The 12204-nt window shown below is 65.2% G+C and carries 8 protein-coding genes and 2 other RNA genes; 7 read left to right on the forward strand and 3 right to left on the reverse strand.

Going from position 1 to position 12204, the window contains the following annotated elements; translation table 11 throughout:
• Positions 1-193: 193 nt before the first annotated feature.
• Together VZ068_RS06675 and VZ068_RS06680 are read left to right on the forward strand one after the other, a co-directional pair.
• Entirely contained in the window at positions 194-2164 is a 1971-nt protein-coding gene (locus VZ068_RS06675; RefSeq protein WP_349657225.1) for an oligopeptide transporter, OPT family, read from the forward strand.
• A 534-nt stretch (positions 2165-2698) separates the two neighbouring features.
• Positions 2699-3544, forward strand: coding sequence for a transporter (locus tag VZ068_RS06680; protein ID WP_259166139.1), 846 nt, complete (start codon positions 2699-2701; stop codon positions 3542-3544).
• Positions 3545-3548: 4 nt separating this feature from the next.
• Here VZ068_RS06680 and VZ068_RS06685 read toward each other — a convergent pair.
• Positions 3549-3624, reverse strand: a non-coding RNA gene (locus VZ068_RS06685) — sX9 sRNA.
• A 543-nt stretch (positions 3625-4167) separates the two neighbouring features.
• Between VZ068_RS06685 and VZ068_RS06690 the strand changes: the two genes are divergently transcribed.
• The 5 genes from VZ068_RS06690 to VZ068_RS06710 all read left to right on the forward strand — a co-directional run bounded on the left by VZ068_RS06690 (position 4168) and on the right by VZ068_RS06710 (position 8712).
• Entirely contained in the window at positions 4168-6288 is a 2121-nt protein-coding gene (locus VZ068_RS06690) for a S9 family peptidase (protein ID WP_349657226.1), read from the forward strand.
• A gap of 203 nt (positions 6289-6491) precedes the next feature.
• A non-coding RNA gene (locus tag VZ068_RS06695) (sX9 sRNA) lies at positions 6492-6560 on the forward strand.
• 226 nt (positions 6561-6786) lie between these two features.
• On the forward strand, positions 6787-7272 hold the full coding sequence (locus VZ068_RS06700; protein ID WP_259166137.1) for a hypothetical protein: 486 nt from the start codon (positions 6787-6789) through the stop codon (positions 7270-7272).
• A 134-nt stretch (positions 7273-7406) separates the two neighbouring features.
• A complete protein-coding gene (locus VZ068_RS06705) occupies positions 7407-8138 on the forward strand; it encodes an AraC family transcriptional regulator (RefSeq protein WP_349657227.1) in 732 nt (243 codons plus the stop codon).
• A gap of 40 nt (positions 8139-8178) precedes the next feature.
• The gene (locus tag VZ068_RS06710; RefSeq protein WP_349657228.1) at positions 8179-8712 is read left to right on the forward strand and encodes an Imm21 family immunity protein; all 534 of its coding nucleotides are present in this window, start codon (positions 8179-8181) and stop codon (positions 8710-8712) included.
• 280 nt (positions 8713-8992) lie between these two features.
• Here VZ068_RS06710 and VZ068_RS06715 read toward each other — a convergent pair whose 3' ends face one another.
• Positions 8993-11098, reverse strand: a complete 2106-nt coding sequence (locus tag VZ068_RS06715) for a catalase (protein ID WP_349657229.1) — start codon at positions 11096-11098, stop codon at positions 8993-8995.
• A gap of 217 nt (positions 11099-11315) precedes the next feature.
• A complete protein-coding gene (locus VZ068_RS06720) occupies positions 11316-12170 on the reverse strand; it encodes an aldo/keto reductase (RefSeq protein ID WP_349657230.1) in 855 nt (284 codons plus the stop codon).
• Between the last annotated feature and the right edge of the window lie 34 nt (positions 12171-12204).

A 12204-nucleotide genomic window follows, 5' to 3' on the forward strand; every position in this document is an offset into this window, starting at 1 on the left:
GCGTACCGGCCTGGCCTCGCTGCACCAGGCCAGCGCATCGATGGGGTAGTCCGGAGCATGCCCGCTGCGCCTGTGCTCATGGATGGTGTTCCACTCGCCACAGTGGGCACACTGTCACGCCGCGCCGCAGCTGGACTCGCGTCGGCCCAGGCGCTAGCGTGGTACGGATTTTTTGCCCACAGGGGAATGCCCAATGAGCAACGACGCGCAACCGCGCCAGCTCACCTTCCGCGCCGTCGTGCTGGCCATCGTGCTGGCGGTGGTGCTTTCGGCCGCCAACGCTTACCTCGGCCTGTTCGCCGGTTTGACCATCGCCACCGCCATCCCGGCGGCGGTGGTGTCGATGGGCGTGCTGCGCCTGCTCGGCGGCGGCACCATCCTGGAGAACAACATCGTCCAGACCGGTGCCTCGGCCGGTTCGTCGATCGCGGCCGGGGTGATCTTCACCATCCCCGCGCTGGTGATCATGGGCTACTGGCCGGACTTCAAATACTGGTGGGTGCTGGGCATCGCCGGCATGGGCGGGTTGCTGGGTGTGCTGTTCTCGGTGCCGCTGCGGCGCTCGATGATCGTGGAAGACCCGCTGCCGTTCCCCGAGGGCAAGGCTGCGGCCGAGGTGCTCAAGGCCGGCGAAAATCCCGGCCCGGGCCTGAAGATCCTGGCGGCGTCCGGCGCCATCGGCGCGCTGGTCAAGCTCGCCGCCGCCAGCGGCCTGCGCGTGATCCCGGACACCTGGGCGCAGGCCACCTACCTGGGCAGTAGCCGTCTGGTGGGCTATATCGGCACCAACCTGTCGCCGGCGCTGCTGGGCGTGGGCTATATCGTCGGCTTGAACGTCGGCATCGTGGTGTTGTCCGGTTCCATCCTGTCCTGGCACATCGCCATCCCGCTGTATCAGCAGTTCTTCATGGGCTCGGACCCGGCGCTGGCGCAGAGCCTGGCCGGTGCGCCGGCGGCCGATGCCGCGTTCGGCATCTGGGGTGCGAAGATCCGCTACCTCGGCGTCGGCGCGATGCTGATCGGCGGCGTGTGGACCTTGTTCTCGCTGCGCAAATCGCTGTTTTCCGGCGTCAAGAGCGGCTTTGCCGCCGCGCGCAAGAGCGGTGGCGGCGTGGTCGCCGAAACCGAGCGCGACCTGCCGATGAAGTGGATGCTGGTGGCGCTGGTGCTGTGCACCTTGCCGCTGCTGGGCCTGTACCAGGCCATCGTGCAGCAGTGGCATGTGTCGATCCCGATGACCATCATCATGATCGTGGCCGGCTTTCTGTTCGTGTCGGTGTCCGGCTACCTGGCCGGGTTGATCGGCTCGTCCAACAACCCGGTCTCGGGCATCACCATCTCCACCATCCTGTTCGCCTCGGCGGTGCTGGTGCTGTTGCTGGGCAAGGACGGTCTGGTGCCGGTCGGCATCGGCGCCGCACCGCTGGGCGCGGTGGCGGCGATCATGATCGGCGCGGTGGTGTGCTGCGCGGCGGCGGTGGGCGGCGACAACCTGCAGGATCTCAAGGCCGGTTATCTGGTCGGCGCCACGCCGTGGAAGCAGCAGCTGATGCTGGGCATCGGCGCGTTCTCGTGCGCGCTGATCATGGCGCCGGTGTTGAACCTGCTGGCCCAGGCCTACGGCATCGGCCCGGCTACCCCGCAGCACCCCAATTCGCTGGGCGCGCCGCAGGCCACCTTGATGGCCTCGGTGGCCAAGGGCCTGTTCGGCGGCCAGTTGCCGTGGACCATGATCGCCATCGGAGCGGTGGTGGGTGCTGCGATCATCGCGCTGGACGAATGGTTGAAGGCCACCGGCAAGCGCTTCCGCGTGCCGGTGCTGGCCGCGGCGATCGGTATCTACCTGCCGCTGGAGCTGATGGTGCCGATCTTCATCGGCGGCCTGATCGCGCATCTGGTCGAGCGCTTCCACAACATCCGCGCCGACGACGAAGACGGCCGCGATCGGGTGCATCGTCCGGGCGTGCTGTTTGCGGCCGGCCTGATCACCGGCGAGGCCTTGATGGGAATCGCCATCGCCGTGCCGATCGTGCTGTCCAGCCGCGCCGACGTGCTGGCGCTGCCGGCTGCCCTGCAGCTCAATCAGTGGGTTGGCCTGGCCATCCTCGCCGTGGTCGGCTGGCTGCTGTATCGCGTCGGCAAGCGTGGCGAACAGGCGGCCTGAGCCTGTTACAGACACGGCGCATGCGATGCATGCGCCGTCCTGGCGGGCGCGCAAGGCGACCTGCCCGCAGCGCCTGCCGCTGCCCTCTGCAACCTAGCCACGCACCGCCGCGGCAGCCCCCTCGGCCGTCCACGATGGCGCTAGCTGGTCTGCAGCCAGCCTTTGCGCCGGCTTTATGCCAACTCCGGCGCGCATGCATAGCGCCTTTATGCCGCCGCTCCGTATCGTGCCGTCTCCCGCACGGATGATGCGTTACGGCTGCCGCATGCCTCGATCGACCCCGCTGATCTCCGCGCCGTAGGCCATCGCGCCGCCGCTGCTGTCTGGCAAAACCGTTAGCCCAATCACACTGCGTCTCTTCCGGCGCTCGGTTGCGGTCGCTTTTTGTCATACGAGCTCGACAGTTCGATAGGATCGACCGGACGCTGCCATTCCGGCGTCGTGCAGTCGATCCACCTCTCCACGTGCATTCCCCCTCACTCACTGCTGGTCTGTCGTGTCATCGATCCAGCGCTCTGCCATGGAGTTACTGCAATGCTGACTGTTAATCCCCGTTCCTCGTCCCGCGTACGGCGCACCCCTCTGCTGGCCATCGCCGTGGCCGGCGTGTTGTGCGGCCTGGCCACTCAAGCGCAGGCGCAAGACGCCACCGATGCGCCGCTGTGCACCGATCGGCCGACCAAGGCCAATTCCACCTGTACCGTGCCGACCGGCGCCTGGCAGCTGGAAACCGACATCGGCAGCTACACCCGCGACAGCCAGCCCGGCACGCGCATCGAAACCTCGGTGTTCACCAATCCCACGCTCAAGTACGGCGTCAGCGACCGCATCGATCTGCAGCTCAACTGGGCGCCGCAGCTGCAGGTCAAGACCACCGATCGCGCCACCGGTGCACGCAGCAGCCTGAGCGGCGGCGGCGACATCTATCTGCGCATGAAGGCGCGCTTCTACGAAAGCGATACCGCTACCGTTGCGGTGCTGCCGTTCGTCAAGGCGCCGACCGCGCGCACCGGCCTGGGCAACGACGAATGGGAAGGCGGCGTCGCTCTGCCGATCAACTTCGCCTTGCCCAACAGCTTCTCGTTGACCTTCGGCCCGGAGGTCGACTGGCTGGCCGACAGCGATGGCAGCGGCAAGCACGTCGCGGTGATCAATGCGATCAACCTTGCGCGCCCGTTGACGCCGAAGCTGTCGATGGCGGTGGAAGTGTGGTCCTCGATCAATCGCGACCCCGCCGACACCATCGAGCAGTATTCGGCCGACATCGCCGCTGCGTATCTGATCAACCCGCTGTTGCAACTGGACGTGGGCGCCAACTTCGGCCTCAACGACCGCACCCCGGACGCGCAGGTGTATGTGGGCATGTCGCACCGCTTCTAGGAGTGGCCAACAAAACGTAGCGAGCGGTTCTCAGGGCGGTGTGGACAGCGGGGAGGAACCGGAGTGTACGAGTGGTACATGAGGGTTCCGAACACTGGCCACGCCCGTCTGGCGGTGAGCACAGTCGTGTTGTCGGCGGTTCTTCGCCGCAGGACGGGCCAGGGGCAGGGTGGGCTGCCGTCCATGCACACCCCGTCTCGTCGTGCATGGCCAAGGGTGCGAGGCGCCAGATCGACCGGCGTCTTGCAACGTCCGTCCGCGTCACGCCAGGCGCTGCCGATCGTCGCGCAAGGCTGCGGTGCCCTGCCGCAGGGGAAGCCTTTCTCGATGTAGCGACCGCCAGTGCGCCCACCGTGGCAATCACCTCTCCAACGCAGCGCGCAGGAGGCAAGCGGACCTGGGCGGCGTGACCGGCCTCGCTGCCCGCATGAACCATGCCGTCATGCGCGCCAGCCATTCGCGTTTGACGTCACCTGGCTTGGCGTCTGGTCGTCGCGCCCAGGCGCGCAATCCCATGCACGAGGCGATGCCCACGCGACCGCACAGGCAGACCCAAGCGCAAGCCTTTGCGCGTGCGCTGCAGCAACGCCTACCATCGACGTTTTGCCGTTGCAGGAATCTCGATGAAGCTGCGTCACGCCGTGCTGCCTTTATGTCTGTTGGCCGCCTTGCCAACCCTTGCCGCTGCGCGCGGTTTCGATGTGCGCGACATGGTCGCGCTGGATCGGGTGTCCTCGCCCACGCTCAGCCCCGATGGCAGCGTGGTGCTGTTCGCCAAACGCCAGGCCAAGACCGCCAATGGCAAGCCGGCCACCAGCCTGTGGGTGCGCAATCTGCGCACTCGCGATCTGTCGCCGCCCAAGCGGCTCACCCCGGAAGGCTGGAACGTCAACAGCCCGGCGCTGTCGCCCGATGGCAAGACGGCGTACTTCCTCAGCAGCAAATCCGGCAGCCAGCAGCTGTACGCGCAACCGCTGGCCGGCGGCACCCCGCAGCAGCTCACCGCGTTTGCGGTGGACGTGGACAGCTACAAGCTTTCCCCGGACGGCAAGCGCATCGCCTTCAGTGCGGGCGTGTTTCAGGACTGCGGCTCGGACCTGGAGTGCACCAAGAAAAAGCTCGCCAGCGTAAAGAATGCCAAGGCCAGCGGCGTGGTGTACGACCAGCTGTTCGTGCGCCATTGGGACACCTGGAACGATGGCCGTCGCAACACCTTGTTCGTCTCCGAGCTGCCCGCAACCGGAGCCAAACCGGTGGTTGGCGCCTCGGCGATCAGCGCCACGTTGGCGGGCGATGCGCCGTCCAAGCCGTTCGGCGGCAATGACGACTACACCTGGTCGCCCGATGGCAGCAGCGTGGTCGCCAGCGTGCGCATCCCGCAGCCGCATGGTCCGGAGGCCGGCAAGAATGCCAAGGCTGCCGCCAAGTCCACCGGCAACGACGAGCCGTGGCAGACCAACTTCGATCTATATCGCCTGGATGCCACCGGCAAGTCCGCGCCGGTCAATCTGACTGCCGCCAACCCGGCCTGGGACGCCGGCCCGGTGTTCAGTGCCGACGGCAAGACGCTGTACTACCGCGCGATGAAGCGCCCGGGTTTCGAGGCCGACCGCTTCGGCCTGATGGCGATGGATGTGGCCAGCGGCAAGACGCGCGAGATCGCGCCGAAGTGGGATCGCTCGGCCGGTGAAATCGTCCTTGCCGATGACGGCAGCAGCATCTACACCAGTGCCGATGACCTGGGCGAACATCCGCTGTTCAAGATCGACATCGCCAGCGGCGAAGCGACCAAGCTGGTGGGCGAGGGCAGCGTGCATGCACCGACGCTGGCCGGCAGCACGCTGGCGTTTACCCGCAACTCGCTCAAGAGCGGCGATCAGGTGTTCGTCAGCGATGTGCAGGGCCAGAACCTGCGCGCCATCACGCAGACTGCTGGCGAGCAACTGCCCGATGTGCAGTTCGGCGACTACGAGCAGTTCCAGTTCAAGGGCTGGAACAACGACACCGTGCGCGGCTACGTGGTCAAGCCGTACAACTACCAGGAAGGCAAGACCTACCCGGTGGCGTTCCTGATCCATGGCGGGCCGCAGGGCAGCTTCGGCAACGGCTGGAGCAACCGCTGGAATCCGCAGACCTATGCCGGCCAGGGCTACGCGGTGGTGATGATCGACTTCCACGGCTCCACCGGCTACGGCCAGGACTTCACCGACGCAATCAGCCAGCATTGGGGCGACCGCCCGCTGGAAGACCTGCAGAAGGGCTGGACCGCCGCGCAGAAGCAGTACGGCTTCCTCAATGGCGACAAGGCCTGCGCGCTGGGTGCCAGCTACGGCGGCTACATGGTCTATTGGATGGCCGGCAACTGGAATCAGCCGTGGAAGTGCCTGGTCGACCACGACGGCGTGTTCGACAACCGCACCATGGGCTACGCCACCGAGGAGCTGTGGTTCAGCGAATGGGAAAACGGCGGCACGCCGTGGCAGAACCCGGCCGGCTACGAGAAGTTCAACCCGGTGCTGCACGTGGACAAGTGGAAGGTGCCGATGCTGGTCATCCACGGCCAGCAGGATTTCCGCATCCCGGTCGAACAGGGCCTGGCCGCGTTCACCGCGCTGCAGCGCAAGGGCATCGACTCCAAGTTCCTGTACTTCCCCGACGAGAACCACTGGGTGCTCAAGCCGGACAACAGCGTGCTGTGGCACGACACGGTCAATGCCTGGTTGAAACAGCATATCGGCCAGTAGTGCTTTAAAACACCGGCATGCCGCCTTACCGCGGCGTGCCGGTGTTTTTTTGTGTCGCGGTCAGTCGCCGCAACAGACGGGTGCCGCTGCCGATCGAAGACTCGGCAACTGCGTATTGCCCGGGAATGGCTGGTGTCGAATTAAAGCCGCTGATAAACCTGCTGTGCTACCGCCAGGTGGGCGCCGCCGGCGCAAGGGGCAGCATGTCCCACTCGTAAACGCCGGTTTCTCCGCGCCGTCCCCCGACAACTGCTCGCCACGTCTTGTTGGCTGCGGTTCGATGCTGGAAAGGCAGGTGGTTGCAGCGCTCGCTCAAGCAACACGGTGCTCCGCCGATAGGGTCGCAGTCGAGTGCGCTTGCGGCTCGCTGCTGGATAACCGGTGACAAAATGGCTGTTGAGCGCCTGCGGGCAGCATCGCCCTGTCGTCATGTCGGCGTGTCAAAATAGCGCTTCTTTAACTTTCCCCATCCCTGCCAGGATCGCAAGGGTCTTTTGTATGCGCACGTTCGTCCGCCCAGCCTTGCTTGGGCTTGCCCTCATCTTCAGCCCTGCCTGGAGCGCCGCACCGCGGCCTGCGGCGGCGGTGACTGCACGTGCGCCTGTGACTGCGGCGCCCGCCGTTGCCAACGCGACGGACGCCGACAACAGCGAGCTGCTGGTGCCGTTGCCGGCGACCCTCAAGCCAGGCATGAGCTATCGCGCATTTTCGCAGGCGATCGCCGCGCAGGGCTGGCAGCCGGTCGACCCGCTGGCGGCAGATAGCTGCATGGCCGCGGGCGACTGCGCAATCGAATTCGTAGCGCCTACTGCCGGTGCGCGTCTGCGCGTGCAGGTGGGCTCGCAATCGGGTGCGGCAGTGGTGCAGGCCTGGGCAGCGCGGCGGACGCCGGCCGATCGCATGGGCGCCACCAGTGCGTCCATCGACGCTCCGAAGGACGCCCCGGCTGCAGTCAGCGGCGCTGTGGCCGAACAGCCGCGCTGAGCGTCTGCCAGCGTAGCGACAGGCGCGGCGTATCATGCGGTTGCGCATCGGTGGTGCGTGCAGACGCCGGTGCGTCACTGCACCGTTGCGCCTCTCCTGGCCCCGAGTCCCTCGTACCGCATGAATCCTCCCGCATGAAGAGCATCGATCCTGCCGATCTGGAAGCGCTGTTCGATGCGGTGCCGGACGTGTTGTTCTTCGTCAAGGACCGCGAGGGTCGCTACACCCACGTCAACCAGACCATGTTGCGGCGCCTGGGCCTGAAGTCGCGCAAGGAATTGATCGGCAAGCGCGTTGCCGAGGTTTACCCGAGCGGACTGGGCGCAAACTACGCCAATCAGGACGAGCAGGTGCTGGCCGGTGAGGTGATCGACAACCTGCTGGAACTGCATCTGTTCGCCAATCGCGAGCCGGGCTGGTGCCTCACCTGTAAACGCCCGCTGCTGGTCGACGGCAAGGTGCAGGGCATCATCGGCATCTCGCGCGATCTGGGGCCGCAGGACGGGCACGAATCGCAGTACGAAAAACTGCGGCTGGCGCTGGCGTACCTCAACGCCAACTATGCGCAGAACGTGCGCATGCAGGCACTGGTGGAGATCACCGGTTTTTCGATGTCAAAGCTGCAACGCTCGTTCCGCAAGGTGTTCCAGCTCACGCCGCAGCAGGTGCTGGCCAAGTTGCGCCTGCAGATGGCCATGCATTTGCTGCATGGGAACAAGAGCCTGACCGAAATCGGCCATGCCTGCGGCTTCAGCGATCAAAGCGCGTTTGCCCGGCAGTTCAAGCAAGCGGTGGGCATGACGCCGCGCGAGTACCGCGCGCTGGCAACTGCGCAGCAATACGTACCGCTGCCTGCGCTCGAATGACGGGCTTCGCCGTTGCGCGCATGCGCTATCGAGGGAAGAAATGACGCATCTGCAATGGATTGAGTCAGGAGGTGGGCCGCTTGTTCTCCTGCATGCGACGTCTTTGTCCGACTGGTCGGGCACTGGGCCTTCCTTAAGCCACAGCGGCACGACCGACTACGCGCGTGCCTGCATGATCGATGACGAACTCGGTCTGGTGGAGGCCGCCTCCGGCTACGCGTTGGTGCTGGGCGATGAGCCCGATCGGACGTCGCTGATCGAACGCGATGCGGCGGTATTCATTGTCCGATGGCGCTGGGCGCCGTCGGAAGATGCCTTGCTGTCAGCGCTGTACAGTGCGCTGCCTACGCTGGAGTTCGCTGTGGCAGGAATTTTTTCCACGCGTCCTGGCGCGCACGTTCTGTTCGATTCCGCGGCGCCTGGTGCGCATGTGGATGCGGACAGGTCCGACGCGCTGGGTATCAGCCTGGCGGTGCCGCGGCTTTCACTGGCAAGCGCAGCCTTCCAGCCCTCCTCCAAGATCTGCGCTCTGATTCATCGCCTCGTGCCTGACGACACCAGCGCAGCTGGCTGAGGTCGATCGGGACGCCTGCTGCGACTAATCATTCTTGATCGTTCTCTCAGGTTCTGGAGGTGGCATCGATGTATTGATGCATCAGAAACCGGGTTCCAAGCAGTCATGCGAACTGCCTGGCCGAACAACCCGCTCCACTCTCTGGCGGCTGTCCCCCGCTCCTGGACACCTGCTACACGCAGGCGATAAGGCGACAGGTATTTCTCTGCAATACGCCCCCGGGCGCGAGCGACATCCATGACGTCGCTCGCGCCCGGGGGCGCTGTTTGCGCTAACGCGGTCAGGCCAACATGCGCACCTTCGGCTCGCGTGCCCATTGGCGGGTCTTGGCTGCGGCGATGAAGGCCTTGGTGTCGGCAGCCGGGACGATACCGGCATCCTTGCCGACATTGCCTGCCTTGAGCAGCAGCTGCGCGCCATCGTCGAAGGCAATCGCCTTCAAATGTGCCCAGGCATTGCTGACGAAATCCAATGCCGCAGATTCGTTGGTCAGCAGTTTTGCCGCCTCCGACGACAGCAACACGGCCACCGCATCGAACACGATCGACGGTGTGCCGGCCAACTGGCCATCGGCGGCCAGCTGCTTGCCATCGCTGAGTTTGGCGCCGCCGAGTTTGGGTGCGACGATCTTCACCGTCGCGCCGGCTGCTTCGGCGGACTTGCGCACGGCCTTGATCGCCGCGGCATCCGATCCGTCGTGGATCAGGATGCCCACCGTGCGCCCCTGCAAGGTGTCTTTCATCTTGCCGATCAATTGCAGCGCAGGCGACAGCGGCATGTCGGTGGGCGCAACCGCTGCAGGAGGTGCGGGCGGCAGCTTGGTCATCCCCATGCCGTCGGCCACGCGCTGTGCCAATGCCGGGTCGACATGACGCAGATGACCCACGATGGCTTCGCGCACATGCGCGGTTTCGACCTTGGACAGTTCAAACACCAGCGCCGACGCCATATGCGCCTGCTCCGGTGCCGTCTGGCTGCGATAGAACAGCCGTGCCTGGCTGTAGTGGTCGGCAAAACTCTCTGCGCGCACGCGGCCCTTTGCGCCATCTTCCGCAGGCGTGGCATGGCTGGGGAATCCACGCAGCGCCTCACGCGGCGCATCGGCCTGCAGCGAACTGGGCTCGTAGGCAACGCGTCCCTTCGGCACACCCATCTGCATATGCCCATCGCGCTGGTTGTTGGCGAACGGGCACTTGGGCGCATTGATCGGGATCTGATGGAAATTCGGCCCGCCCAGACGGCTCAGCTGCGTATCCAGGTACGAGAACAGACGGCCCTGCAGCAAGGGGTCGTTGCTGAAATCGATACCGGGAACGATGTTGGCCGGGCAGTACGCCACCTGTTCGGTTTCCGCAAAGAAGTTGTCCGGCCAGCGGTCCAGCACCATGTGGCCGACGATCTGCAGCGGCACCAGTTCCTCGGGAATGACCTTGGTCGAATCCAGGTGATCGAACGGGAATGCCTCGGCTTCGGCCTCGGTGAACAGCTGTACGCCAAGTTCCCACTCCGGGAAGTCGCCGTTTTGAATCGACTCGAACAGATCGCGTCGCTGAAAGTCGGGATCGGCGCCGGCCAGCTTCACTGCTTCGTCCCAGATGGTCGACTGCAGGCCCAGCTTGGGGCGCCAATGGAACTTGACGAAGGTGCTCTCGCCGGCTTCGTTGAGGAAGCGGAAGCTGTGGATGCCGAAGCCTTCGATCATGCGCAGCGAGCGCGGAATGGTGCGGTCGCTCATCGCCCACATGATCATGTGCATCGATTCGGGGGTGAGCGAGATGAAATCCCAGAACGTGTCATGCGCGCTGGCTGCCTGCGGGAAGCCGCGGTCCGGTTCCATCTTCACTGCATGGATCAGGTCCGGGAACTTCATCGAATCCTGGATGAAGAACACCGGGATGTTGTTGCCCACCAGATCCCAGTTGCCTTCCTTGGTATAGAACTTGACCGCGAACCCGCGCACGTCGCGCGGCGTGTCCACCGAGCCGGCGCCGCCGGCGACGGTGGAAAAACGCGTGAACAGCGGGGTCTTTTCGCCGACTTCGGTAAAGATCTTGGCGGTGGTGTACTGACTCAGCGATTTGGTCAACTCGAAGTAGCCATGCGCGGCGCTGCCGCGCGCATGCACGATGCGCTCGGGGATGCGCTCGTGATCGAAGTGGGTGATCTTCTCGCGCAGGATGAAGTCTTCCAGCAACGTCGGCCCGCGCGGTGTGGCGCGCAGCGAATTCTGGTTGTCGCCAACCGGGATGCCCTGGTTGGTGGTCAATTGCGGATGCGAGCCGCCGGCTTTCTGATGCAGTTCGTCGCCGGTGCCGCGCAACTCGTGCGCGCTGGCGGAACTACCGACAGAAGGAACCTGTGCGGATTTGCTTGGGGATTTGGCCATGGGGGACTCCACGTTGGCGGGCTTGAGGATGCGGGCTATCCAAGCGAGCCTGGGAGTGGCGCTGTTAAACGGATGTGTCTACATGCGAGCAAACACTCACACGCGTGCGCTGTGCATGGCCAAGCGTGCGCGACCGCGCGTTGTGCAGTGCCAGGCAGGCCACGTGCGTGATGCGAACGCCGCCACATCCACGCGATGCACGACCCAGCGTGCGGATCTACAACAGATCCAGCGGCTGTTTGCGCGTGGGTGGCGGGAACGCGCTATCCAGGGCAGCAAGATCCTGCGCATCCAGCTGCAAGGTGCACGCCGCGGCGTTTTCACGCACATGCGCGGGCGTGCCCGATTCGGGGATGGCGATCACCTGGCCGCTGCGGATCGCCCACGCCAATGCCACTGCGGTGGCTGCCACGCCACGTCGTGCGCCGATGGCATGCAGCACCGGATGATCGAGCAAGGCGCGGCTACCCAGCGGCGAGTACGCCATGACCGTCACCTCATGCTCGGCGCACCACGGCAGCAGATCGAATTCGATCCCGCGGCTGCCGGCGTGATACAGCACTTGATTGACCAGGCAGCGCTGTCCGCCATCGATGCGCCACAGATCCTGCATATCGTCCACATCGAAATTCGACACGCCCCAATCGCGGATCTTGCCGGCGTCGCGCAAGGCTTCAAACGCCGCGACCACCTCGGCAAGATCGCTGCCGCCGCGCCAGTGCAGCAGGTACAGATCCAGCGTACGTACGCCAAGCCGCTGCAGGCTGGCTTCGCAGGCGCGTGCGATGCCGCGCGCGCTCGCATTGCCCGGCAGCACCTTGGACACCAGATAGGGTGCCTGTACGCTGTCGATGGCCTGGCCAATCAACTGCTCGGAACGGCCGTTACCATACATCTCGGCGGTGTCGATCAAGCGCATGCCAAGCTGCTGGCCGGTCCGCAACGCCTCGATCTCCTGTTGTGGCGGATGCCGGCCCTGGCCCAGATTCCACGAGCCCAGGCCAAGTGCAGCGACACGACGCCCGGTGCGCAGCAGCACCTCGGGGCAGGGGGATGAGATGGATGTGGACATGGAACACTCCCGTAACGTTGGTTGCAGGCAACTG

The sequence above is a fragment of the Xanthomonas sp. 10-10 genome (genome assembly GCF_040182365.1).
GTDB lineage: Bacteria > Pseudomonadota > Gammaproteobacteria > Xanthomonadales > Xanthomonadaceae > Xanthomonas > Xanthomonas arboricola_F.